This is a genomic window from Janthinobacterium sp. 13, assembly GCF_002749695.1.
GTDB lineage: Bacteria > Pseudomonadota > Gammaproteobacteria > Burkholderiales > Burkholderiaceae_D > Janthinobacterium > Janthinobacterium kumbetense.
The window spans coordinates 1,735,745-1,759,980 of sequence record NZ_PEEQ01000001.1; the positions used below are offsets into that span (position 1 = coordinate 1,735,745).

Below are 24,236 nucleotides of genomic sequence, written 5' to 3' on the forward strand. Positions count from 1 at the left end.
TTTAACGTAGGTCTTCTTTCCAGCCCGCCCACTCTCGCCGGCATGCTGCAGACCCTTCGGCACAACCACTTACAAAACCAATTCAACGCCAATATACTACTATCCAATACCAGAACACTACCAGTTGCAACTTTTTTTTTATAACGTTGTTTGAATCACACAGACCACTTTATCTAAATCAATCCGTAGCCCGTATGCGCGGCTTAAATACGGGGGAAGCCAGGCATAAATTGTTGGCCTGATAATTCAAATTGGTTTTATAACGGCCTTTTTTGGTATTATCCAGCGACACAAAACAGATACAGAGCGCGTCTGCAACGCGCCGTAACGGAGACCCTCAGCGTATGACAACCCTCGCTCACATCATGCAAGGCCTGGGGCAGACGAGTAGCCTGCCCCTGTACCAGCAACTGCAGCGCGCGCTGCGCGAAGCGATCGACAAGCGCATCCTCGGCCCCGAGGAAGCCTTGCCGGCCGAACGCCAGCTGGCCAGCGACCTGTCCGTTTCGCGCATCACCGTGCGCAAGGCCATCGATGGGCTCGTCAACGAGGGCTTGCTGGTGCGGCGTCCCGGCTCGGGCAATTTCATCAATACGCGCATCGAGAAAAACTTCGCCAAGCTGACCTCGTTTTCCGAGGACATGCGCGCGCGCGGACGCACGCCCCGCAGCGTGTGGCTCAAGCGCGCAGAAGGCACCGTCACGCCGGAAGAAGCCTTGCGCCTGCGGCTGTCGCCGGGCGCGCCCGTGTACCGCTTCCACCGCATCCGCTATGCGGACGAGGTGCCGATGTGCCTGGAGTACGCGACCATCGTCGCCAGTTGCCTGCCGAACCTCGACGCCGTCGACGTGTCCATGTATGACGCGCTGGAACAGGCGGGCAACCGGCCCGTGCGCGCCTTGCAGCGCCTCAGCGCCTTGTTGTTGACGGGGGAGCAGGCCAGCCTGTTGCAGGCGGAGGAAGGCGACGCGGGCTTGTCGGTGGAAAGGCTGGGCTTTTTGCGCGATGGCCGCGCCGTGGAATTTTGCCGCTCCTACTTCCGCGGCGATATGTATGACTTCGTGGCCGAATTAAGTACCAATTAATACCGGATGCGCGAATTTCTCAATACCAGATAACACCACTTATTGCAGTGCAATATATATGCCGGTATCGCGCCTATATATGCACGGCAATGGTGCAATCATCGGCGGCGATTATGTGGCCGCCCGCGCAGAATATAAAAGAAAGTCGTGCAATACGGTTTTGCGCATTGCAGCAAAACGGGGCGTTATGCGTCAAACGGCGGGCGCGGCGCGGCGGCCCACGCCCAGCAGGATCACGCTTAGCGCCACGCACAGCCAGCCGAACAGCGGCCCCAGCCAACCGGCCCACGTGGCCACGGGCCGCGCCGCCGGCAGCGGCGCCAGCAAGGTGCTGCCCGGCATGGCGCTGCTGGCCCGCTCCGCCAGCACGTTCCCATACGCATCGCTGACCGTCAGCACGCCCTCGCGCGCCGCGCGCAGCACCGCATAACCGTTTTCCACGCCGCGCACCACGGTCATGCGCGCGCCCATCCAGGCGTCCAGCTGGAAATCCCAGGCCGGCACCAGCATCGCTTGCGCACCGACCGCGCCATACGCCTGCCCCAGGGGCGCAAAATGCATGTCCTTGCAGATGGCCAGCCCCATGGCCTGCCCCGCCACCGGCTGCACGGCATACGCGCTACCAGCAAGAAACTCGCGCTCGGGCGGCGCCAGATGATGCTTCTGATAGCTGACAGGCGCGGCGCCATCGGGCGCGAACAGCCAGGCCAGGTTGCGCCTGCCGGCAGCGTCCTGCACGCCGATACCCAGGATGATCCACGCGCCCGTGCTGCGCGCCAGCGCCTGGAAACGCTGCCGCACGGCATCCGCCTGCGCAGGGGCCAGCACGGCTATCTTTTCCGGCAACAGCACCAGCGTGGCGCCCTGCCCGGCCAGTTGCCCGACATGGCGCGCGTACTGGTCCCAGACGGCTTGCGCGCGTGCGGGCGGCGTGGCCGGACCGATAAAGTCATCGATGGCCACCAGTCCCGCCAGCGGCCCTGTCGGCGCCAAGGCCGGCGCGCCCTGCACGCGCCAGGCGCCGCCGGCGAACGCGGCCGCCAGCAGCAGCGCGGCCGCGCCAGCCGCTGGCGCATATGCGCGGCCGCCCGCCAGCAGCAAGGCCAGCGCGGATGGCGCCAGGCACAGCAAGAACAGCAGGCCGGGCACGCCCGCCAGGGCCGCCACCTGCAGCACGGCAAGATTATCCGCCTGCGAATACGCGAGGCTGCCCCAGTTACCGTCCGGCAGCAAAGCCGCCATCACCGTATCGATGGCCACCCACAGCACGGGATACGCCAGCACCGTCCAGCCGGAGCGGTAGCGCAGCACGAGGCGCCGCGTGGCCAGCACCACCAGCAGCCACAGCAGTGCCTTGACGAACATCACGGCCAGCATGGCCGGCAAGGGCATGAGCAGGCGAAAATAGGCAACGTTCGATGACAGGCCCAGCAGGGCGGCCAGGAACGTCATCCAGGCCGCATCGCGGCGCGACGAGCGCAGGGCCAGCCACAGCACGGGCAGCGGCGCGCACCAGGCCAGCCAGCCCAGCGGCTGCGGCCCCAGCACCCAGTACAGGGGCAGGCCCGCCGCCAGCGCGGCGGCGGTTTGCAACAGGCGCTGGCGCAGCGCGGTGCCGCCGGCAGCCGGCGCAGACAAGGTATGGAGCATGGTCATGCTTTCAAGGGAAGCCAGATTTCCACGCCGCCGCTGCCGCTGGCGGGATCGAAATGCTGGTCGTAGCGTTCAAAATCGGGCGCGTCGGCCACTTCCAGGCCGGACCCGGGCAGCCACTCGTTCCACACCGTGTGCCAGGTGGCGCGGATGGTGGAAATGTGGCCGCGGTGATGAAACACGGCATAGCGCCGCGGGGCGATGCGCAGCCGCGTCCAGCCGTCGGGGGCCTGGGAAAAGTCGTTCACGGGCATGGCGCACAGGTAATCGAAATTGCCCGCATCGTCATTGTTGCAGCACACGCCATACACGAGCTGGCCGGGCGCCGCATGGGGCAGGAAACGCTGCCACAGGGCGGGGATGCCGGCAGCCGTTTCTGCGCGATAACGTTCGACGAGGCCCGCCACCAGCAAGGCGGAGCCCTGCTCGAAACGGGGTGCTTCCAGCGCCACGCCAGGCTCCACATCCAGTTTGATGGCCTCCACCAGCGCGAGGTTGGCGACATGGCGCTGGGCCCGCACCATTTCCGGCGTGCGCTGGAACTGCTCACGGAAGGCCCGCGTAAACGCCTCGTGGGAACTGTAGCCAGCCTGCAGGGCGACGGCGAGGATGTCTTGCGCGCCCTGCGCCAGTACGCGCGCCGCCTCGCTGAGCCGGCGCGCCCGCACATAGCGCATCACGGAGTGGCCCGTGGCCAGGCCAAACGCGCGCGTCAGGTGACACGGCGAGGCGCCGCCCACGTGGGCGATGTCGCCGAGCGAGATATTCTCCGCATAATGCGATTCGATATACCAGAGTGCCTTGGCCAGATAGTGCATGGACGCTTCCCGTTGAACGAGCTGCGACTGTAGCATTTTCAAATCACGAGGATTTGACTGAAATTGCGCAATGCAGGCTTATTTGCGCGTGCGCTTTTCGTAAACCAGCTGGCCGCTGCTGATGCGCGCCAGTTCGGCCATTTCCTGGGCCAGGAAGGCAAGCAGGTCGTCGATGCTGACGACGCCGGAAAGCGCGCCTAGGCTGTTGACCACGGGCAAGCGGCGGATGCCGTTGACGCGCATGCGTTCGATGATGTCGTAGACGTCTTCGTCTTCGCTGGCCGTGAGCAGTTGCGCGCTCATGATGTCGCCCACCAGCAGGCTGGCGGGGTCGAGGCCCAGGGCGATGACGGAAATGACGATGTCGCGGTCGGTGAGGATGCCGATGGGGACGCGCTCGCCGTTCGGCTGTTCGGCCACGATCAGGTCGCCCACGTGGTGCTGGCGCATCAGCAGCGCCGCGTCTTGCACGCTGGTGTCACGCTGGCAATGGATGGTGTGCAGGGTACAGATGTCGCCGATGCGCATGTCGCCACTCCGTTTGAGGCAGAGTGTCCACGCTACGCCAGCCCGCCGTGGCGGGCTTGAGGCAAATCAATGGAGCGGTACTTACTTTTCTTCGGGGGGCGGCAGGAAGCAGGCTTCGACGATCTGCAGGTCGTTATCCTTGGCGAACTCGCGCACGAAGTGAAACGCCATCGGCTCGATTTCGCGCAGCTTGGTGTTGACGACCACCGACTTGACGCCGTTGACGACGGTCGGACGCACGTAGGGCGAATACTGGAGGTGCGCATTGCGCCCGCCGCCTTCGGGATTGAAACAGGACATCACTCCGCAAAGGCGCTCGGCCCAATCGCTGGGTCGGAATTGCTTGCCATTGCTGGTGAGACCAAGGATGAAGAACTCGTCTGAGAGTTCCCCTGTTTTTTGAGATAACTCGGCCATGTGGCTTGTCGGGACTGGATTGCGTGAATGGCCCCGGCGGGTAAGCCGGGCTGGTAATTCAACTACGTTTGCTGCGGTAAGCCAGTATTATATCTTATAGAAGACTTGGGTTCTACCTCGATCTGCCCTGACGATGCAAACAGGGGCCGGCACGCGTAACGCGCCAGCCCCTATTTTAACCTTGTTCCACGCGCCAGGCGCATGGATGGCGCGTGTGCGCCCGCGTCAGCCGAGGAAAACGGCGCCCGACATCAACAGCAGCAACAGCATCCACAGCAGCAAGGCGCGCCAGACCAGGCCCACCGTGCTCTGCAAGGCGCGTGCGCCCGGCTCTTCGCCCGGCAGGATATCGCTTTCGCTGTCGCTGTCATCGACGGCCATGTCGGGCGTGACGACCACGCGGGCCGCCGTTTCCGCCGGCGTGCCCAGGCGCACGCCCATGGCGCCGCCGCCGGCCGTCAGGATGATGCCGATGGCCTCGTCCTGCCAGCGCTGGGCGAAATTGCGCCAGGCGTAGATGGCATCCTCGAAATTGCCGACCACGGCAAACGCCACGGCCGTCAGGCGCACGGGAATCCAGTCGATCAGGTAAAAGGCGCGCGCGGCGAACTGGCCGAACGCTTCATTGCGCATGTGCTCGGGCTCGTTCCAGGCGCGCGCCAGGTATTCGGCCACGCGGTACATCACGGCGCAGGCAGGGCCCAGCGGCATGAGGAACCAGAAGAACACCCCAAACACATTGCGATGCGTGGTGATCAGGGCTTTTTCCACGGCGATGCGGGCGATTTCGCTCGCTTCCATGCCTACCGTGTCGAGCTTGGTCCATTCGGCCAGCAAGGTCCGCGCGGACGCCTCGTCGCCGGCGCTCAGGGCCAGCTGGATCGACGTGAAGTAATGGCTGTAATGGCGAAAACCCAATGTCAGGTAGACGATGAGGACATTCCAGACGAAGGCCAGGGGGGTCAGCTGGTAATGCCGCAAGAGCCAGTACACGCCGGCCGTCGGCACCATCAGCACGCCGATCATGAGGAACCAGCCCATGCGGCCGTGGTTGGCATGGCCGGCATTGAACCAGGTCTCCATGCGCATTGCCAGGCTCTTGATTTCGGCGTAGATCGGATTGTCCGCGCGCAAAGGTTTGAGCTGCTCGATCAGCAATGCGCAAAGTATGGAGAGAAATGTCATCAATGGTCCTTTTTGTCTTTTTCAGCAATACCGCAATGCCCGCTACGATAGCGCAGTGCAGTGCTGGAATCAAACTTATTACGTGCGGGGTGCCATTTTACGCGCGCAAGAGGTGAAACAGGTTGCGCAGCATGCCGGCGGTGGCGCCCCAGATGTAGAAGCGCTCGTAGGGCATGGCGTAGAACGAGCGCCGTCCGCCGGGCAATTCCACGGACAGGCGCTGGTGGTTGAGGCCATCCATGAGGAAGGCCAGCGGCACTTCGAAGATTTCCGCCACTTCCGACGGGTCGGCGCGCAGCTCGAACGGCGGCGTCACCAGGCCCACCACGGGCGTGACCTGGTAACCGGTGCCCGTCAGGTAGTCGGGCAGGCAGCCCAGCACTTCAATGTGTTCGCGCGCCAGGCCCACTTCTTCTTCCGTTTCGCGCAGGGCCGTGGCCACGGGCGAACCGTCGAACGGTTCGCTGCGCCCGCCCGGAAAGCTGACCTGGCCCGCATGGCTGCTCAGGTGGTCCGTGCGCATGGTCAGCAAGATGGTCAAGCCCTGTGGCCGTTGCACCAGCGGAATGAGCACGGCGGCGCGCACGGGCACGGCGCGGGCGGACAGGAAATCCTGGGTAATCTCGGGTTGCCAGTCCGGCTGTTCGGCCAGGCGCTGGCGCAGCCAGTCCGGCGTCAGGCGTTCGGCGTCCAGCGCCGCCTCGCCGGCGATCGAATCGATGGCGAGTTGTTTGGGATCAAATGCGACGGTGGCCATGGCAGCTTGCCTCAATAGCAATTCAGAATAAAAAAGGGGCGCCGAGAGGCACCCCTTTTCCCAACGCAGACGCTGATATTACGCGCTTGCTTTCGCCACAACGCGGCGATTTGGCAATTTTTCTTTGATACGCGCCGATTTACCCGAACGCTCACGCAGATAGTACAGCTTGGCGCGGCGAACATCACCACGGCGTTTCACTTCGATCGAAGCGATCAGCGGCGAGTACAGTTGGAACGTACGCTCAACGCCTTCGCCGGACGAGATCTTGCGAACGATGAAGTTCGAGTTCAGGCCACGGTTACGACGGGAGATAACGACGCCTTCGTAAGCCTGGGCGCGCTTGCGCGTACCTTCGACTACGTTGACGCTGACGATAACGGTATCGCCTGGTGCGAAGTCAGGAATCGATTTACCCAGACGGGCGATCTCTTCTTGCTCTAATTGTTGAATCAAGTCCATTTTTATAACTCCGAAAACCATCATGCCGGCGCACTGTGGATAGCGTGCTATCCGCCCGGTAGAGGATGGGTATTACCAATTTGGGCAACATGCCCGGCACTGCAAAGCCACCCTGCTGGCCGTCCGAGGACGGTTTACAGGCTGGCCAGGAATTTTTCGTCGGTCTTGCTGAGCAAGCCGGCGGCGCGCGCACTGACCAGCAGGTCAGGCCGCTTTGTCGCGGTCGCTTCCAGCATGCGCTGGCGGCGCCACTTGACGATCTCGGCATGATTGCCACCCATCAAGACGGGCGGCACGGCCATGCCTTCATAGCTTTCCGGCCGCGTGTAGTGCGGCGAATCGAGCAAGCCATTGACGAAGCTGTCCTCGATGGCCGATGCCTCGGTGTTCAAGACACCCGGCAACAGGCGGATCACCGCATCCATCAGCGCCATGGCGGGCAGTTCGCCGCCCGACAGGACGAAGTCGCCGACGCTGATTTCTTCGTCGACGCAACGGTCCAGCAAACGCTGGTCCACGGCTTCATAGCGGCCGCACAGGATCACCAAACCGGGTTCGGCTTTCAACTGCGTGACGCGCTCGTGCGTCAGCGGACGGCCTTGCGGCGACATGAACACCACGCGGGGCGCCGCCAGGCCGAGATCGGTCTGACGTTGCTTCGCGGCATTAATTGTCGCTTCGAGGGGACGGGCCATCATCACCATGCCGGGGCCGCCGCCATACGGGCGGTCATCCACGGTACGGTGATTGTCGGTGGTGAAATCGCGGGGATTCCACAGCGACAAGCCACATTTCCCCTGCTCGAAGGCGCGCCGGGTCACACCCGACTGCGTCAGCGCGGCAAACATTTCCGGGAACAGGGTCACGACATCAAATTGCATCGTTCACCATCCTGCAAAGTTTGCCCGGCGCAAAGTTAAGCGCAGGCGGTTTAATAATCGAGGCCCCAGTCGACCGTGATCTTGCTGGCAGCCTTGTCAACGTTAATGACAAACTGGCCAACAAACGGGATCAGGCGCTCAGGCGCCTTTTCAACGGTCTCATCGGCAGTGGCGACGGGCGTAACGCGCAAGATCGACTGCGGACCATTGCTCATCATGTCGTGCACTGTGCCGAGGCACTCGCCTTGCAAATTCTCGACTGTCAGTCCGATCAGATCGGACCAATAAAATTCATCGGCCGACAGCGTCGGGAAATGGCTACGCGGAATTTGCACAGAGACGCCTTTCAGCGCTTCTGCGGCATCCCGCCCGACCACACCCACCAGCTGGGCCACGACGTCGCCGCCGTGTAACTTCGCTTGCCTGACTTGAACATCATGCAAGGTCGGTTTATCAAACCACCAGGTTTTGACGCTTAATAATGCATCCGCGTCGTCGGAGAAAGGAGTGATCCTGACCCCGCCAGCAATGCCATAAGCACCGGAGACATAGCCTACCTGTACCAGGTCATCGGGGACTTTCACCCCGGATGCAGTCTTGACCGTCAAACCAGTGATCTAATTAAGCTGCTGCTTTGTTGTTGCTAGCTACCAGGCGAGCAACGGTTGGCGACAATTGTGCGCCAACGCCTTGCCAGTAGGCCAGACGGTCTGCGGTGATACGCAGTGGAACTTCGCCACCTTGCGCCATCGGGTTGTAAAAACCGATACGCTCAATGAAGCGACCATCGCGGCGATTGCGCGAGTCAGTAGCGACGATGTTGAAGAACGGGCGCTTCTTGGCGCCTCCACGAGCTAAACGAATAACGACCATAATATTTCCAAAAAGTGTGCTGAGGCGGAAAAAGCCGCAAATTATAGCGCGCTTTACCGCCAGGCAGCAAGCGTTATGATGACGGGCGTGTAATTTGGGCTAATCAAACATTATGACCAGTCATGGCCGAAGACGCAATAGGCGCGTGCGTCTATCGTGCCTGCCATGCCACGTCCAGGCGTTGATATTGCACGACAGCATCGCCTGAATGCCGCCTGAAAGTGCTATCGTTGCGGCAAGCAATGACCGATACTGGCAATCTTTACCGATGAGCAACTCTGGAGTCCCATGACCACCGCTACCATTTTGCAACAGTCGCACAAGAACAAGGCCTTCACGACACTGCTGGCCTTCCTGCTGGGCATGCTGGGCGCCCACCGCTTCTACCTGCACGGCGCCAAGGACCGCTGGGGCTGGCTGCACCTGGCCGCCCTGCCCGCCTCGCTGCTGCTGCGCCAGCTGTTTCCCGAAGCGGACTGGTTTTACCAGATATTGCCGCTGACCCTGTCCGCCCTGGGCGGCTTCCTGGAAGCGCTGGTGCTGGGCCTGATGCCGGACGACAAGTGGGACGCGCGCTACAACGCCTCCTCCAGCCGCCAGTCGGACACGGGCTGGCCCCTGGCCGTGGTGCTGGTCGCTACCTTGATGCTAGGCGCGGGCGTGCTGATCGCCACCATGGCGCGCCTGTTCGACTTGCTGTACACAGGCGGCGCCTACGGTTAATTTCCACCCGGAAATAGCATCGGATCGCGCCTGCCGCACGCACATGTAAGTGTTGGTAAGCAATCATGATTTTCCTCTATACTGCATTCACAATGCCGACATTACTGGCACATTCAACACCCCCTAGGAGAAGATCATGATTCGTCGCCCACTCATCCTCGCAGTCGCCGTCACGGCCCTGTTCAGCACCTCCGCCTTCGCGCAAAACCTGTCGCCGAAAGCGCAATACGCATACGACACCAAGCAAGCCAACACGCGCTATGCGGACGACAAGAAACTGTGCGCAGAAGAAACCAGCTCGAAAGCCCGCATGCAATGCCTGCGCGACGCCAAGGGCGAATACGACCAGGCCATCATCAATGCCAAGGCCGCGCAAAAGGCGGGCAATTCGTATGCGGGCCAGAACAGCAAACCAGCCCAGCAGCAGATCTGCGCCGAGTGCGGCAAGGTGCTGGCAGTCAACGTCGCTGAAAAAGCGGGCGAAGGCGGTGCACTGGGCATGATCGGCGGCGGCGTGGCCGGCGCCCTGCTGGGCCGCCAGGTTGGCGGCGGACGCGGCAAGGACCTGGCCACCCTGGCCGGCGCCGCCGGCGGCGCTTTCGCGGGCAAGCAAGTCGAAGGCCACATGAAAAACAGCAAGGTGTGGACCGTTACCGTGCAGTACGAAACGGGCGCCAAGGCCGACTTCGCGTTTGACCAGGACCCTGGCCTGGCCGCTGGCGACTTGGTACGCAATTCCGGCAACGGCATCGCCCGCCGTTAAGAACGCAGAGAAATCGCCCATGGCGGCGTTGCCTTGTCTTGCCGCACTAGCGTGCTGTCTGCGACAAGGCGCCTTGCCCTGAGCGCTTTCTCAGGCGTTCTTAATATAAAAAAGCGCTGGAGAGTGATCTCCAGCGCTTTTTTCCATTCAGCCGGCGGGCGCCGGCCAAGTTTCAACTTAAAACTGCTCTTCCGACAAGGCCATCACGCCGGCGCTGCCGTCGATGATGGTGGCGCGCAAGCCTGGCGCCTGTGACAGGATGTGGTCGACAAAGAAGCGCGCCGTGGCGATTTTTGCCTTGTAGAACGAAGCGTCGCCGCTGCCCTCACCCAGCTTTTGCTGCGCCACCACGGCCGCACGGGCCATTTGCCAGCCGCCCAGCACGATGCCGGCCAGTTTCAAATAGGGCACGCTGCCCGCGAACACGGCCTTGATGTCCGTCTTCATGTTCGCCACCACATACTCGACTACCGCTTCGAGGGCCGCGCTGCCTTCGGCCAGGTGGCGCTGCATGGCCTGGAAGTCGGCGCCGGACAGTTCGCCCAGCTGGGCTTCCGTGGCGCGCACCTGGGCGATGATGGCTTTCGCCACGGCGCCGCCGTCGCGCACCGTCTTGCGGCCCACGAGGTCGTTCGCCTGGATGGCCGTCGTGCCTTCGTAAATGGTGAGAATCTTGGCGTCGCGGTAATGCTGGGCGGCGCCTGTTTCTTCGATGAAACCCATGCCGCCATGCACTTGCACGCCGTCGCGCGTGACGTCTTGCGACATTTCCGTGGCCCAACCCTTGATGACGGGCACCAGGTATTCATACGTCGCCAGGCTTTCCGCGCGCACTTCCGCGTCCGGATGGTGGTGCGCCACGTCGCTGATGGCCGCGCCCACGTAGGCCAGCGCGCGCGCCGCCTCCGTTTGCGAGCGCATCGACATCAGCATGCGGCGCACGTCCGGGTGGTGGATGATGGAGACGGGACCAGGCGAACCGGCCAGGTCGCGCGACTGCACGCGGTCCTTGGCGAACGCCACGGCTTGCTGGTAGGCGCGCTCGGCCAGGCCGATGCCTTGCAAGCCCACGCCGAAGCGGGCCGCGTTCATCATGATGAACATGTATTCGAGGCCGCGGTTTTCCTCGCCCACCAGGGTGCCGATGGCGCCGCCGTGGTCGCCGAACTGCAATACCGCCGTCGGACTGGCCTTGATGCCCAGCTTGTGCTCGATGGAAACGCAATGGGCGTCGTTGCGCGCGCCCAGGCTGCCATCGGCGTTGACGAGGAATTTCGGCACGATGAACAGGGAAATGCCTTTCACGCCGGCGGGCGCGTCCGGCGTGCGGGCCAGCACCAGGTGGACGATGTTTTCCGCCATGTCGTGTTCGCCGTACGTGATGAAAATCTTCGTGCCGAAGACTTTATACGTGCCATCGTCCTGCGGCACGGCGCGCGTGCGCACGGCGGCCAGGTCGGAACCGGCCTGCGGCTCCGTCAGGTTCATCGTGCCCGTCCACTTGCCCGACACCAGGTTTTCCAGATACACCGCTTTTTGCTCGTCGCTGCCGGCCGTCAGCAGCGCTTCGATGGCGCCGTCCGACAGCAGGGCCACCAGGGCGAACGAGATGCTGGCCGAGTTGAGCATTTCGATGCACGGCGTGGCCAGCAGCTTGGGCAAGCCCTGGCCGCCGAATTCCGTCGGATGCTGCACGCCCTGCCAGCCCGCTTCGCCGTAGGCCTTGAACGCGTCCTTGAAGCCTTTCGACGTCGTGACTTGCCCGTCGTGCCAGAAGCTCGGTTCCTTGTCGCTGGGGCCGTTCAAGGGGGCCACCACGCCGCCGCAGAACTTGGCGTTCTCTTCCAGCACGGCTTCCGCCGTGTCGGGCGTGGCGTCTTCGCAGCCGGGTAAAGTGTGGATTTCGGCCAGGCCGGCCAGTTCGTTCATCACGAACAACATGTCTTTCAGCGGGGCTTGATAGCTCATCTTCTTTTCTCCAAGAAAAAAGCCACGCGCGGCTCGCCGTGTGGGGCGGGCCGGCGTGGCTTTGTCAGTAACAAAACCGGAAGGGGTGTGACTTAACCCAGTTCTTTGACCAGTTGCGGCACGATCTCGAACAGATCGCCCACGATGCCGTAGTCGGCCACGGCAAAGATCGGCGCTTCCGGATCCTTGTTGATGGCGACGATGGTCTTCGAATCTTTCATGCCGGCCAGATGCTGGATCGCGCCCGAGATACCGACGGCGATGTACAGCGATGGCGCGACGATCTTGCCCGTCTGGCCCACTTGCCAGTCGTTCGGCACGAAGCCGGCGTCGACGGCGGCGCGCGAAGCACCCATGGCGGCGCCCAGCTTGTCGGCCAGCGGTTCCAGGATGTGGAAGTTTTCCGCCGAACCCATGCCACGGCCGCCCGACACGATGATTTTCGCGGCGGTCAGTTCAGGGCGGTCGGACTTGGCCAGTTCGCGGCCCACGAAGGCGGACTTGCCCGCGTCGGCGACGGCGGCGACGGTTTCCGTGGCAGCCGAACCGCCGGTGGCGGCAGCGGCGTCAAAACCGGTGGTGCGCACGGTGATGACCTTGACCTTGTCGCCAGATTGCACGGTGGCAATGGCGTTACCGGCGTAGATCGGGCGCTCGAACGTGTCCGGCGAATCGACCTTGGTGATTTCCGAGATTTGCGCAACGTCCAGCTTGGCGGCCACGCGCGGCAGGATGTTCTTGCCGTAGGCGGTGGCTGGCGCCAGGATGTGGCTGTAGTTGCCGGCGATGGCCAGCACTTGCTCGGCCACGTTTTCGGCCAGGCCGTCAGCGAAATATGGCGCGTCGGCGACGATGACTTTCGTCACGCCGGCGATTTGCGCGGCGGCAGCGGCGGCAGCCGATGCGTTCGAGCCTGCGACGAGCACGTGCACGTCGCCGCCGCACTGGGCAGCCGCGGTCACGGTGTGGTGGGTGCTGCCCTTTAAGGTAGCGTTGTCGTGTTCAGCAATAACTAATGCGACCATGATATGTCCTGTAATTGTTCTGGGTAGACGGCAAAGCCGCTTAGATGACTTTGGCTTCGGTACGCAGCTTGGCGACCAGGGTAGCGACGTCCGGGACCTTGATGCCGGCCGAGCGCTTGGCTGGCTCGACGACTTTCAGGGTCTTCAGGCGTGGCGCAACATCGACGCCCAGGTCTTCCGGCTTGACGGTCTCGAGCGGCTTTTTCTTGGCCTTCATGATGTTCGGCAAGGTCACATAGCGTGGCTCGTTCAGGCGCAGGTCGGTGGTGATGATCGCTGGCAAGGTCAATGCCAGGGTTTCCAGGCCGCCATCGACTTCGCGGGTGACGGTGACTTTACCGTCTTCCAGCACGACTTTCGAGGCGAACGTGGCTTGCGGCCAACCCAGCAGGGCTGCCAGCATCTGGCCGGTCTGGTTGCTGTCGTCATCGATGGCTTGCTTGCCCAGGATGATCAGTTGCGGCTGCTCTTTCTCGGCCAGGGACTTGACCAGCTTGGCCACGGCCAGCGGTTCCAGTTCAGTCGTCGTTTCCACCAGGATGCCGCGGTCGGCGCCGATGGCCATGGCCGTGCGCAGGGTTTCCTGGCACTGCGTCACGCCGCAGGAGATGGCGACCACTTCAGTGACCTTGCCGGCTTCTTTCAGGCGCATCGCTTCTTCCAGCGCGATCTCATCGAAAGGGTTCATCGACATTTTGACGTTGGCGGTATCGACGCCAGTGCCGTCACTCTTGACGCGGACTTTGACGTTATAGTCGACCACGCGTTTGACGGGTACCAAGACTTTCATAGCTATGCCTTTGGGAAATTATAAAAATGACGGATCAAGTGCTGATTGTGCGTTCGATTATAAGAGAAATTTGAATCTTGAACCGAATTTAAGCACGATCGTGCGATTTTTTGTTAGAGCAATCCATCTAAACTGTCCAGCTTTGAAGATTTCAGGGGAGTCCGCCGCTACGCTGCAAGGCAGCAAAAGGGCACGAAAGTGAGGCACACGGCAGGGTATTCACCAGGCCGCGCCACGGCGGCCCCGGCTGGCAGAATTATTTGCGTTGCATCAGGAAGACGAATTCGGTACCCGTCTGCACATGCGACAGCAGGGCATTGCCCGTTTGCTTGGCAAAAGCCTGGAAGTCGCGCACGGAACCGGGATCGGTTGCCATGATGCGCAGCACTTCCCCGCTCTGCAGCTCTGACAAAGCCTTTTTCGCCTTCAGAATCGGCAAGGGGCAATTCAAGCCCCGCGCGTCGAGTTCTTTATGAAATTCCATAATCTCGGTATCAAGTAGTGTGTCGCTCATCATCAATATCCCGCCATTTTTGTTGTACTGATTTTCGACATACTACTCTAAATCAGGGGCATTGACGCGCTGCACCAAAATAGTTCATCGGCTGTTGTGGTGTCACAACGAGATTCCACACGGCAAAACGGCCCGCAAACACCGTCTGCGGGCCGTTTTCAAGGGGCTGTGGGGCGAAAACCCCGCATGGAGCCTAGCTTACGCCTTATTTCGCGCGTTCGCCGACCCAGGCCGGCACGCCGGCCAGGGCGTTCGCCAGGCCGCTCGGATCGGTGCCGCCCGCTTGCGCCATATCGGGGCGTCCGCCGCCTTTTCCGCCCACTTGCTGTGCAACGAAGTTCACCAGCTCGCCCGCTTTGACCTTGCCAGTCGCGTCGGCCGTGACGCCGGCGATCAGGCTGACCTTGCCGTCGGCCACGCTGGCCAACACGATGGCGGCCGTTTTCAGCTTGTCCTTCAGCTTGTCCATGGTTTCGCGCAGACGGGCCACGTCGGCGCCGTCCAGCACGGCTGCGAGCACCTTGATGCCGTTGACATCGACGGCTTGCGTGACCAGTTCATCGCCCTGGCCCGACGCCAGTTTCGATTTCAGCGCGGCCAGTTCCTTCTCCAGCGCCTTCACGTGGTCCTGCACCTGGCCGATACGGGCAGTCAGCTCTTCCGGCTGCGCCTTCAGGGCGTTGGCTGCCTCGACCAGGCGGCGGTTGATGGTTTGCACCAGCGCCAGCGCGCCCTCGCCCGTCACGGCTTCCACGCGGCGGATGCCGGCGGCCACGCCGCTTTCGGCGATGATCTTGAACAAGCCGATGTCGCCCGTGCGCTGCACGTGGACGCCGCCGCACAGCTCTTTCGAGCTGCCGATGTCGAGCACGCGCACTTCGTCGCCGTATTTCTCGCCGAACAGGGCCATCGCGCCATGCTTGACGGCATCGTCAAACGACATCAGGTGCGCTTGCGTGGCGCGGTTTTCCAGGATCTCTTTGTTGACGATGGTTTCCACGGCGGCGATTTGCTCTGCCGTCATCGGCGCATTGTGGCTGAAGTCGAAACGGGTTTTATCGGGGTCGACCAGCGAACCCTTTTGCGCCACGTGGCTGCCCAGCACTTCGCGCAAGGCCTTGTGCATCAAGTGCGTGGCCGAGTGGTTGCGGATGGTGCGCGCGCGCTTGGCCGTGTCGACTTGTGCCGAGACGGCGTCGCCCACCTTCAGCGCGCCCGATTCCAGCACGCCGTGGTGGCCAAACACGTCGGCCTGGATTTTCAGGGTGTCGCTGACGGCAAAGCTGCCCGCGCCCGAGGAAATCACGCCCTGGTCGCCCACCTGGCCGCCCGATTCCGCGTAGAACGGCGTCGTGTCGAGCACGACGATGCCCGCTTCACCGGCTTTCAGTTCCTGCACGGGCGTGCCGGCCGCGTACAGCGCGACGACCTTGCTGCTGAACGTCAATTGATCGTAGCCGACGAAGGTGTTTTTCTCGCCCGTGTACTCGACCTTGCTGTCCTTGTGCGTCTTGCCGCCCTTGCGCGACAATTCCTGGCTTTCCTTCAGGGCCGCGTCGTAGCCGGCCTGGTCGAACGTGATGTCGCGTTCACGGCAAATGTCGGCCGTCAGGTCCGGCGGGAAGCCGTAGGTTTCGTACAGGGTGAAGGCGGTGGCGCCGTCGATGCCCGTGGCATCCTTGGCCAGCTGCGCTTCCAGCACTTTCATGCCCGTTTCCAGGGTTTCGCCGAAACGCTCTTCCTCGGCCTTCAGCATGTTGGCGACGTTGTCTTTCGCTTCTTCCAGCTCCGGATAGGCGCCGCCCATCTCGATGGCCAGGTCGGCCACCAGCTTGTAGAAGAACGGTTTCGTCTGGCCCAGCTTGTGGCCATGGCGCAAGGCGCGGCGGATGATGCGGCGCAATACATACGCGCGGCCTTCGCTGCCCGGGATGATGCCGTCGACGATCATGAAAGCGGCGGCGCGGATGTGGTCGGCGATCACGCGCAGCGACTTGTTTTCCAGGTCCGTGGCGCCCGTTTCGCGCGCGGCAGCCTTGATCAGGTGCTGGAACAGGTCGATTTCATAGTTCGAATGCACGTGCTGCAGCACGGCGGCCAGGCGCTCCATGCCCATGCCCGTGTCGACGCATGGCTTCGGCAACTTGTGCATGACGCCCGCTTCGTCGCGGTTGAACTGCATGAACACCAGGTTCCAGATTTCAATGAAGCGGTCGCCGTCTTCGTCAGGCGAGCCCGGCGGGCCGCCAGGAATGTCGGCGCCGTGGTCGTAGAAGATTTCCGTGCATGGACCGCATGGGCCCGTGTCCGCCATCTGCCAGAAATTGTCCGACGCGTAGCGCGAACCCTTGTTGTCGCCGATGCGGATGATGCGCTCGGTTGGCACGCCAATTTCTTTCGCCCAGATATCGTACGCTTCGTCATCTTCGATGTACACGGTGACGGTCAGCTTATCGGCCGGCAAGCCATATACCTTGGTCAGCAGTTCCCACGCGTATTGAATCGCGTCGCGCTTGAAATAGTCGCCGAAGCTGAAGTTGCCCAGCATTTCAAAGAAGGTATGGTGGCGCGCCGTGTAGCCGACGTTTTCCAGGTCGTTGTGCTTGCCGCCGGCGCGCACGCAGCGCTGCACGGAAGTGGCACGCGTGTACGGACGGCTGTCCGTGCCCGTAAACACATCCTTGAATTGCACCATGCCGCTGTTCGTCAACAGCAAGGTCGGATCGTTGCCTGGCACCAGGGAGCTGGAACGGACGATGGAATGGCCCTTGGACTCGAAAAATTTGAGGAACTTGTCGCGGATTTCAGTTGATTTCATGTTTTTTTGGCAAAGAGTGGCGGCAGCTTTAAAGGGAAGATTATACGTGATATGGGGTGCGGCAATGACGGCGGGCACGGCCATTGTTGCGCCCGTGCCAACATCGACAACCTGCCCGCTCAGGCCGGGTCGTGGTGGCTGGCGCAGGCGTGCACAGTGGTGGCAACTACGGCGCTCCCCGCTGTGGCCGTGCCGCCGGCGGCCGCATTGCAGTCGGCGCAGCGGCCGTACAGGGTCAGTTCGTGGCGCTCGACGACAAAGCCTTGCGGCGCCATGCGCTTCAAGTCGCCCGGGCAATCATGCACGTCGAACACGCGCTGGCACGTGGTGCACTGGAAATGGTGGTGGTGGTGATTGGCGGCCGTGTTCGACTCATAGCGCGGGTTTTCGCCCGGCAAGGTCACCACGTGCACCTTTTCTTCCAGCACCAGCGATTTCAAGTTGCGGTAAACGGTGGCAATGCCCAGCTGCGTCACTTGCAAGCTGGCCTGTTCGAGGATTTCCTGCGCCGACAAGGGGCGCTGGGCCGACTCGATGGCGGCTTGAATAGCGGTTTTTTGACGTGTTGTGCGTTCCATAGCCGACAGAATACACCATCCGCCTGACTCCCCTGCCCGGAAAAACTGTCACACAGTAATGATAATGGGTTATCATTATCATCTTCTGGCAGCCACCCCATCCGGCAATGGCCTGCCCCGACCCGTCAAACCGATCGCCGATAAAGGAATTCTTGCCCATGTCCGTCCGTCCTCACCAACCCACTCCCCTCGCGCTGGCCATCATGCTGGCCTTTGCCGCCCCTGCCAGCGCCCTGGCGCAGCAAGCGACAACCTTGCCCGCCGTGACCGTCTCGGCCAGTGCCCTGGCCCTGGGCAGCGACGACATGAGCACGCCCGTCACCGTGCTCGAAGGCGAGGAACTGGTGCGCGCCCGCGAAGCGACCCTGGGCGAAACCCTGGCCGGCCAGCCGGGCATCACGTCCAGCCATTTCGGCGCCGGCGCCAGCCGTCCCATCATCCGCGGCATGGATGGCCCGCGCGTGAAAGTGCTGTCCGATGGCGCGGAAGTGCAGGACGCGTCGACCATCAGCCCCGATCATGCCGTCGCGGCCGAACCGATGCTGTCGGAACAGATCGAAGTCTTGCGCGGCCCGTCCGCGCTGGCCTACGGCGGCGGCGCCGTCGGCGGCGTGGTCAATGTGATCGACAAGAAAATCCCCACGCGCGTGCCAGCGAAAGGTTTTGAAGGAAGCGCGGAAGTGCGCGCCAACTCGGCCGCGCGCGAAAAGGCGGGCGCCTTTGAAGTGACTGGCGGCTCCGGCAACATCGCCTTCCACGCGGAAGGCGTCAAGCGCGACGCGAAGGAATACAAGGTCGGCAGCGGCTGGGAAGGCGGCTCGAAAGTAGGCGGCAGCTACAACAAGACGGACACGGGCAGCGTGGGCGTGTCGTGGGTGGGACAGCGCGGCTTCCTGGGCCTGGCCTTCACGAGCCAGCATGCGGAATACGGTTTGCCTGGCCACAACCACGAATTCGAAAGCTGCCACCCGCACGGCACGCACCTGCATTGCGGCGGCCACGAAGGCCACGGCCATGGCGATGAAGAGGAACACGACCACGATCACGAGCATGAAAGCGTGCCGTACGTGAAGCTGAAGAGCGAGCGCTGGGACGTGCGCGGCGAATTGCGCGACCCCGTGCCCGGCTTCGCCAAGCTGCGCCTGCGCGCTTCGTTCACCGATTACAAGCACGATGAAATCGAAGGCACGGAAATCGCCACCACCTTCAAGAACAAGGGCCACGATGCGCGCCTGGAAATGGAACACCATCCCGTCTTCGGCTGGCGCGGCGTGGTCGGCCTGCAAACGTCGAAGCGCGATTTCTCCGCCCTGGGCGAAGAAGCGTACGTGGCGCCGACGGTAACGAAGAAACACGCGGCCTTCCTGGTCGAGGAATACAAGCTCGACCAATGGCGCTTCGAAGCGGGCTTGCGCCACGAATGGCAAGACATCACGGTCGACAGCGCCACCCTGCAAGACCGCAGCGCCAAGGGCACGTCCATCTCGCTGGGCGCCGTGTGGAAATTCGCGCCGCAGTATTCGCTCGGTTCGACCATTTCCCGCACGCACCGTTTGCCCAGCGCCGAGGAACTGTATGCGCACGGCGTGCACATGGCGACGGCCACGTATGAGCTGGGCAATCAAAACCTGGGCAAGGAAACGTCGAACAATATCGACTTGACCTTGCGCAAATACGCGGGCGCCACGACCTTCTCGGCCAGCGCCTACCGCAACAAGGTGGACAATTACATCTTCGGCAGCACGCTGGACAGCCACGAAGGCTTCCAGCTGATCCAGTACGCCCAGCGCGACGCGACCTTCACGGGCGTGGAAGGCCAGATCCGCCAGCAATTGAACCCCATGTTCGGCGCCAGCGTGTTCGGCGACTACGTGCGGGCCAAGCTGGCCGACGGCGGAGGCAACCTGCCGCGCATCCCGGCCCAGCGCGTGGGCGTGAAGGTCGACGCCAACTGGCAGGCATGGAGCGGCGTGGCCGAGTTCTACCGCGTGGGCAAGCAGGATAAAGTGGCAGCGTTCGAAACGGCCACGCCGGGCTACAACATGCTGAACCTGTCCGCCAACTACGACACGCGCATCGGCACGACGCCGGCCCAGTTCTACATCAAGGCGAACAACCTGACGAATGAACTGGCGTACAGCCACACCTCGTTCATCAAGAATGCGGCGCCTTTGACGGGGCGCAACTTGACGGTCGGCATGCGTATCACCTTTTAATGTTTGACTAGACGGCAACTGCTGGGGTCAGCCCCGTCCGGGGGAATTTTTTCCAATGGGGAAAATTCCACTCCCGAAGGGACTGACCCCGGATTTCCGCTGAGTATGCATCGCATTATTCCGTCGCTCCGATCAGATCGATCCTGTCCGTACAAAACCCGTCCACACCCCAGGCCAGCAGCTCGCTGGCCCGCTCGGGGGTGTTGACGGTGTAGCAAAACAATCCCAATCCCTCTTCCTTCACGGCAGCCGCCAACTCCGGCGTCAGCTGCTGGTGGTCGCAATGCAGCGCCACCACGCCCAGTTCGCGGGCCGTCCGCGCCCAGCCATCCGGTATCTGTTCGACCAGCCAGCCGCGCGCCAGTTCCGGGGCCGCCTGGCGCGCCGCCTCCAGCGCCGCAATGCTGAACGACGATAGCAGCGGCAATAATTCCCCTGCAGCAATTTCCTTCGAAAAATGATCGCGCGTGGCCAGCGCCACGGTCTTGCCCGTCGGCACGTCGAAGCCGGGCGCCGGCTTGATTTCGATATTCATCCAGATGCGCTGCGCCTTGCAGTAATCCACCACGGCGGCGAAGGTGGGCACGCCTTCGCCCGCGAAAGCGGGGCCGAACCAGGCGCCCGCCTCCATCGCCCCCAGCTGCGCGGCCGTGTAGTCGTTGACAAGCCCACTGCCGGCCACGGTGCGGCCCAGTTCGGGGTCGTGCACGACGACGGGCACGCCATCGGACGCCAGCATGACGTCGAATTCCACGGCGCGGTAGCCGTAGGCCAGGCCGCAGCGCAGGGCGGCCAGGGTGTTTTCAGGCGCCAGGGTGCCGCCGCCGCGATGCGCCAGGGTGCGTGGATAAGGCCACATGATGCTTCCTTTATAGCAATTCCATGGATATGGACTGTCTTGCCATACTATTGCGTGCCTGCCCTGAAAAGTAAAGCGGCCCCGTTTGGCGATCCTCCGCCGCGAATGGCGGCGCGCCAGCCCCGTTTCGTCGCAGCCCGGTTGCGCCCAGGCTTGCGCTGGCACACAATGCCCCATCGCTACCAGCAGACACCACCATGAAAACCGACGCTCCATCCGCCGCAGCCCCAGCAGCCAAGGCCAGGTCTCCGTACTACCGCATGCTGCCCGACGCGCGCTATGCGCTGGCGCTGAACGTGATTTGCGCGCTGGTCATTACCTTCATCCTCAATCCGGGCAGCCATTTCGGGCAAAACCTGATCGCCTCGATGTGCATCGGCACGATCGCCTTCTTGCTGATCGACGGCATGCGCCTGACCCTGTGGGGCGAAGGCCAGCGGCCGAAATTCCTGCCTTTCATGCTCATCATCCTCATTTCCGTGCCCGTGGCGCAAATGCTGGGCCTGACCCTGTTCAGCTGGCTGACGGGCGTGGACGTGGGCGGCTTCGAAAGCCTGCTGCCTACCCAGATGATCAGCACGCTCGTATTCACCCTGCTGGCCACGGGCGGCGCCGTGCTGTTCTTCTCCAGCCGCGAAAAAATTGCCCGCCTGCAAATGGAAGCCGCCCAGGAAAAAGCCCGCGCCGAATCCGTGGCGCGCCAGGCTATGCAAGCCCAGCTGCAGCTGCTGCAGGCGCAGATCGAGCCGCACATGCTGTTCAACACCCTGGCCAACCTGCAGGGCCTGATCAGCTTTGACCCGGAGCGCGCCCAGTTGCTGCTCGACCAGCTGATCCAGTATCTGCGCGCCACCCTCTCTTCCTCGCGTGCCGGGTCCACCACCCTGGAGCAGGAATTTTCCTTGATGCAAGCCTACCTGGGCCTGATGTCGATACGCATGGGTGCGCGCCTGCACTTTACGCTGGACTTGCCCGACACTTTGCGCCAGATCAAGGTGCCCCCCATGCTGCTGCAACCGCTGGTGGAAAACGCCATCCAGCACGGCCTGGAACCGAAGATAGAAGGCGGACACATCCACGTGCAGGCATCCACGGACGCTGGCGTGCTGCTGCTCACCGTCAGCGACGATGGCCTGGGCCTCGACCATCCGGGCCAGACCAAGGGTACCCACCTGGGCGTGGCGAATATCCGCGAACGCCTGCACGGCATGCATGGAGATGCCGCCAGCCTGTCGCTGACCGCCAACCATCCGGCAGGCGCGACCGCCCGCCTGACACTTCCCCTTCCACCCACCATCACGAGCCACCTCGCATGAGTCCACATACCCCACGCGCGCCGCGCGCCCTGATCGCCGAAGACGAACCCATCCTCGCCGCCGCCCTCGCACACGCCTTGCAACGGCTGTGGCCGGAGCTCGACATCGTTGCCACTTGCCCCAACGGCGTGGAAGCCTTGCGGCAAGGCCTGGCGCTGCAACCCGACATATTATTTCTCGACATCAAGATGCCGGGCAAGACGGGCCTGGAAGCGGCCGAGGAACTGGCGGAACAGTGGCCGGACGGCGTGCCTTTCCCCCACATCGTGTTTGTCACCGCCTACGACGAATATGCGCTGGCCGCCTTCGAACACGCGGCCGCCGATTACGTCTTAAAGCCCGTCAACGATGCGCGCCTGGGCAAGACGGTGGAACGCCTGCAGCAACGCTTGCGCGACAGCGCTGGCGGCAACGGCAACGCTACAGCTACGGCAAGCCCAACGCCAGCGACGTCGGCAGCCGAATCCGCCAGCGACGGCAACATGGCCCGCCTGCTGAGCCAGTTGCAAGCCATGCTGCCGCCAGCGCCGCGCCTGCAAATGATACGGGCCGCCGTCGGCAACAGCGTGCGCATGATCGCCCTGGCCGATGTCGTGTATTTCGAAGCGCTGGACAAATACATCAACGTCGTGTGCCAGGACAGCGAAGCGCTGATACGCACGAGCCTGAAAGAGTTGCTGCCCCAGCTGGACCCGCAACAATTCTGGCAAATCCACCGGGGCACCATCGTCAACGCCAGCGCCATCGCCACGGCCGTGCGCGACGAGGCCGGCAAGCTGTCGCTGACCCTGCGCCAGCATCCGGCGCAACTGCGCGTCAGCCCTTTATATGCCCATTTGTTCCGCCAGATGTAGCACGCCTAATGCAGCTGGTGCTTCAGGTCCGATAATTCATCATGCACCTTGAGCACGGCGCTCTTCATTTCCGGCGTCACGCTGGCCGCCGTGCCGCATGCCCGCTTGGCGCGGTCGCCCAGCGATTCCATCTGGTCGACGGCTTGCCGGATGCGCGCATCGTCCTGCGTGTCGATGGCTTGCCGCACGGCGTTCTTTTGCTGGTCCAGCTGGTTTATGCAATCCTTCAAGTCCATCGGCATGCCCTGCTGCTTGCCGCACAGCTGGGCCGCCTGGCCGATCGCATGTTCAATGGCGCCAAAGCGCCGTGCCACTTCCTTTACTTGCATCATGATGATCTCCTGTTCGCGTGGTGTCCGGGTTGGATCACCAGACTGGCGCAGGGTTCCCCGCCAGCCGCCATGGCATCGAAATTTCCATGTGGCACTTTTTTGTAAGCACTGGTGACATTTTAGATAATTATCAAATCCTTCAGATACATTGACGTACCTGAACCACCATGCCCTCCATGACCTCGCCAACTACCCTGCCCCGCCGTGCTCCCGGCCTGCTGCTGATCGTCCTGCTGCACCTTGGCTTTGCGTATATCGTCTTGCAGTCGCGGCCCCGCGCCGTCATGGATGAACACTTGCCGCAAGGCCCGGCCATCACCTGGCTGCGCCACACGCTCCCGGCGCCGCCCAAGCCGGTCCCCGTACCGTTGCCCGACGCAAAACCGGCCGCCGCACGCCCGCCGCGCCTGCCCGTACCGACGCGCGTCAGCCGCCCCTTGCCCGCTCCCGCCACCGAACAGGCGCCGGCGCCGGCAATGCCGGAAGCGATCACGCTCGTCGCGCCGCCCAGCGCGGCCGACATCCTGGCGCAAGCCAAGCGCGACGTAGGCAAGATCGACAAGGAGCTGCGCAAGGAATTCCCGCAACGGGGTGGGGAGAAATTCGACGACACGGGTTTCAAGCGCATGCAGCAGGGATTTGCCGAGGCCTACGCGGCCGTGCCGCCGAAATGGTACGAGGCCTCAAAAATCGAGGAAGTGGGCGCGAACGAGGCCAAGGGCAGCCGCACCTATAAAATCACCAGCGCGCTGGGCACCTTGTGCGTGACCACGCGCGCCGGCAAGCAGGGGGAAACGATGATCGGCAACTGCCCCAAATAA

At 62.7% G+C, this 24,236-nt stretch carries 25 protein-coding genes; 7 read left to right on the forward strand and 18 right to left on the reverse strand.

Annotation, left to right across the window (positions count from 1 at the left end; translation table 11 throughout):
• Window positions 1–344 precede the first annotated feature (344 nt).
• Window positions 345–1,085 carry a GntR family transcriptional regulator gene (locus tag CLU94_RS07630; RefSeq protein ID WP_099665206.1) on the forward strand — a complete coding sequence of 247 codons (741 nt, stop codon included), beginning with the start codon at window positions 345–347 and terminating at the stop codon, window positions 1,083–1,085.
• 192 nt (window positions 1,086–1,277) lie between these two features.
• Here CLU94_RS07630 and CLU94_RS07635 read toward each other — a convergent pair whose 3' ends face one another.
• The 10 genes from CLU94_RS07635 to rpsP all read right to left on the reverse strand — a co-directional run bounded on the left by CLU94_RS07635 (window position 1,278) and on the right by rpsP (window position 8,659).
• The gene (locus tag CLU94_RS07635) at window positions 1,278–2,741 is read right to left on the reverse strand and encodes a nitrilase-related carbon-nitrogen hydrolase (RefSeq protein WP_099665207.1); all 1,464 of its coding nucleotides are present in this window, start codon (window positions 2,739–2,741) and stop codon (window positions 1,278–1,280) included.
• Window positions 2,738–3,556, reverse strand: a complete 819-nt coding sequence (locus tag CLU94_RS07640; protein ID WP_099665208.1) for an AraC family transcriptional regulator — start codon at window positions 3,554–3,556, stop codon at window positions 2,738–2,740. The genes CLU94_RS07635 and CLU94_RS07640 overlap by 4 nt, the downstream gene beginning before the upstream one ends.
• A 78-nt stretch (window positions 3,557–3,634) precedes the next feature.
• Complete coding sequence (locus tag CLU94_RS07645; RefSeq protein ID WP_035825422.1) at window positions 3,635–4,084, reverse strand: CBS domain-containing protein; 450 nt, start codon at window positions 4,082–4,084, stop codon at window positions 3,635–3,637.
• An 81-nt stretch (window positions 4,085–4,165) separates the two neighbouring features.
• Window positions 4,166–4,501 carry a DUF3579 domain-containing protein gene (locus CLU94_RS07650; RefSeq protein WP_029496213.1) on the reverse strand — a complete coding sequence of 112 codons (336 nt, stop codon included), beginning with the start codon at window positions 4,499–4,501 and terminating at the stop codon, window positions 4,166–4,168.
• Between the two features lie 225 nt (window positions 4,502–4,726).
• Window positions 4,727–5,686 (reverse strand): CobD/CbiB family protein, encoded by a 960-nt coding sequence (locus CLU94_RS07655; RefSeq protein WP_099665209.1) that lies wholly within the window; start codon window positions 5,684–5,686, stop codon window positions 4,727–4,729.
• A gap of 97 nt (window positions 5,687–5,783) precedes the next feature.
• Window positions 5,784–6,443: a CoA pyrophosphatase gene (locus CLU94_RS07660; protein WP_099665210.1), complete on the reverse strand. Its 660-nt coding sequence runs from the start codon at window positions 6,441–6,443 to the stop codon at window positions 5,784–5,786.
• 78 nt (window positions 6,444–6,521) lie between these two features.
• Window positions 6,522–6,905, reverse strand: a complete 384-nt coding sequence (rplS, locus tag CLU94_RS07665; protein ID WP_035825414.1) for a 50S ribosomal protein L19 — start codon at window positions 6,903–6,905, stop codon at window positions 6,522–6,524.
• A gap of 134 nt (window positions 6,906–7,039) precedes the next feature.
• Window positions 7,040–7,786: a tRNA (guanosine(37)-N1)-methyltransferase TrmD gene (gene trmD / locus CLU94_RS07670; RefSeq protein WP_099665211.1), complete on the reverse strand. Its 747-nt coding sequence runs from the start codon at window positions 7,784–7,786 to the stop codon at window positions 7,040–7,042.
• A 50-nt stretch (window positions 7,787–7,836) separates the two neighbouring features.
• Entirely contained in the window at window positions 7,837–8,394 is a 558-nt protein-coding gene (gene rimM / locus CLU94_RS07675) for a ribosome maturation factor RimM (RefSeq protein ID WP_077400554.1), read from the reverse strand.
• Window positions 8,395–8,407: 13 nt separating this feature from the next.
• Window positions 8,408–8,659 carry a 30S ribosomal protein S16 gene (gene rpsP / locus CLU94_RS07680; RefSeq protein ID WP_010395524.1) on the reverse strand — a complete coding sequence of 84 codons (252 nt, stop codon included), beginning with the start codon at window positions 8,657–8,659 and terminating at the stop codon, window positions 8,408–8,410.
• A 288-nt stretch (window positions 8,660–8,947) separates the two neighbouring features.
• On the opposite strand from rpsP, the gene CLU94_RS07685 reads away from it, so the two are divergent.
• On the forward strand, window positions 8,948–9,382 hold the full coding sequence (locus CLU94_RS07685; RefSeq protein ID WP_099665212.1) for an NINE protein: 435 nt from the start codon (window positions 8,948–8,950) through the stop codon (window positions 9,380–9,382).
• 136 nt (window positions 9,383–9,518) lie between these two features.
• The gene (locus CLU94_RS07690) at window positions 9,519–10,145 is read left to right on the forward strand and encodes a glycine zipper 2TM domain-containing protein (RefSeq protein ID WP_099665213.1); all 627 of its coding nucleotides are present in this window, start codon (window positions 9,519–9,521) and stop codon (window positions 10,143–10,145) included.
• Window positions 10,146–10,322: 177 nt separating this feature from the next.
• Here the strand turns inward: CLU94_RS07690 and CLU94_RS07695 are convergent, their stop codons facing one another.
• From CLU94_RS07695 to CLU94_RS07720, 6 genes are all read right to left on the reverse strand, one after another.
• Window positions 10,323–12,113 carry an acyl-CoA dehydrogenase gene (locus CLU94_RS07695; protein ID WP_099665214.1) on the reverse strand — a complete coding sequence of 597 codons (1,791 nt, stop codon included), beginning with the start codon at window positions 12,111–12,113 and terminating at the stop codon, window positions 10,323–10,325.
• A gap of 92 nt (window positions 12,114–12,205) precedes the next feature.
• Window positions 12,206–13,138 carry an electron transfer flavoprotein subunit alpha/FixB family protein gene (locus CLU94_RS07700; RefSeq protein WP_077400542.1) on the reverse strand — a complete coding sequence of 311 codons (933 nt, stop codon included), beginning with the start codon at window positions 13,136–13,138 and terminating at the stop codon, window positions 12,206–12,208.
• A gap of 40 nt (window positions 13,139–13,178) precedes the next feature.
• Window positions 13,179–13,928, reverse strand: coding sequence for an electron transfer flavoprotein subunit beta/FixA family protein (locus CLU94_RS07705; protein WP_034759884.1), 750 nt, complete (start codon window positions 13,926–13,928; stop codon window positions 13,179–13,181).
• A 256-nt stretch (window positions 13,929–14,184) separates the two neighbouring features.
• Window positions 14,185–14,412 carry a sulfurtransferase TusA family protein gene (locus tag CLU94_RS07710; protein ID WP_010395510.1) on the reverse strand — a complete coding sequence of 76 codons (228 nt, stop codon included), beginning with the start codon at window positions 14,410–14,412 and terminating at the stop codon, window positions 14,185–14,187.
• A 235-nt stretch (window positions 14,413–14,647) separates the two neighbouring features.
• On the reverse strand, window positions 14,648–17,260 hold the full coding sequence (gene alaS, locus CLU94_RS07715) for an alanine--tRNA ligase (protein ID WP_099665215.1): 2,613 nt from the start codon (window positions 17,258–17,260) through the stop codon (window positions 14,648–14,650).
• A 119-nt stretch (window positions 17,261–17,379) separates the two neighbouring features.
• Window positions 17,380–17,838: a Fur family transcriptional regulator gene (locus CLU94_RS07720; protein ID WP_257218716.1), complete on the reverse strand. Its 459-nt coding sequence runs from the start codon at window positions 17,836–17,838 to the stop codon at window positions 17,380–17,382.
• Between the two features lie 158 nt (window positions 17,839–17,996).
• Here CLU94_RS07720 and CLU94_RS07725 point away from each other — a divergent pair, with 158 nt between their 5' ends.
• Complete coding sequence (locus CLU94_RS07725) at window positions 17,997–20,054, forward strand: TonB-dependent receptor domain-containing protein (protein WP_180278613.1); 2,058 nt, start codon at window positions 17,997–17,999, stop codon at window positions 20,052–20,054.
• Between the two features lie 115 nt (window positions 20,055–20,169).
• On the opposite strand, the gene ugpQ is transcribed toward CLU94_RS07725, so the two are convergent.
• Window positions 20,170–20,913, reverse strand: coding sequence for a glycerophosphodiester phosphodiesterase (gene ugpQ / locus CLU94_RS07730; RefSeq protein ID WP_099665216.1), 744 nt, complete (start codon window positions 20,911–20,913; stop codon window positions 20,170–20,172).
• 197 nt (window positions 20,914–21,110) lie between these two features.
• Between ugpQ and CLU94_RS07735 the strand changes: the two genes are divergently transcribed.
• The gene (locus tag CLU94_RS07735; protein ID WP_099665217.1) at window positions 21,111–22,229 is read left to right on the forward strand and encodes a sensor histidine kinase; all 1,119 of its coding nucleotides are present in this window, start codon (window positions 21,111–21,113) and stop codon (window positions 22,227–22,229) included.
• A complete protein-coding gene (locus CLU94_RS07740; RefSeq protein WP_099665218.1) occupies window positions 22,226–23,083 on the forward strand; it encodes a LytR/AlgR family response regulator transcription factor in 858 nt (285 codons plus the stop codon). Before CLU94_RS07735 ends, CLU94_RS07740 begins: the two co-directional genes overlap by 4 nt.
• 5 nt (window positions 23,084–23,088) lie before the next feature.
• Here CLU94_RS07740 and CLU94_RS07745 read toward each other — a convergent pair whose 3' ends face one another.
• Complete coding sequence (locus CLU94_RS07745; protein WP_070257487.1) at window positions 23,089–23,415, reverse strand: hypothetical protein; 327 nt, start codon at window positions 23,413–23,415, stop codon at window positions 23,089–23,091.
• A gap of 176 nt (window positions 23,416–23,591) precedes the next feature.
• On the opposite strand from CLU94_RS07745, the gene CLU94_RS07750 reads away from it, so the two are divergent.
• A complete protein-coding gene (locus CLU94_RS07750) occupies window positions 23,592–24,236 on the forward strand; it encodes a hypothetical protein (protein ID WP_143451370.1) in 645 nt (214 codons plus the stop codon).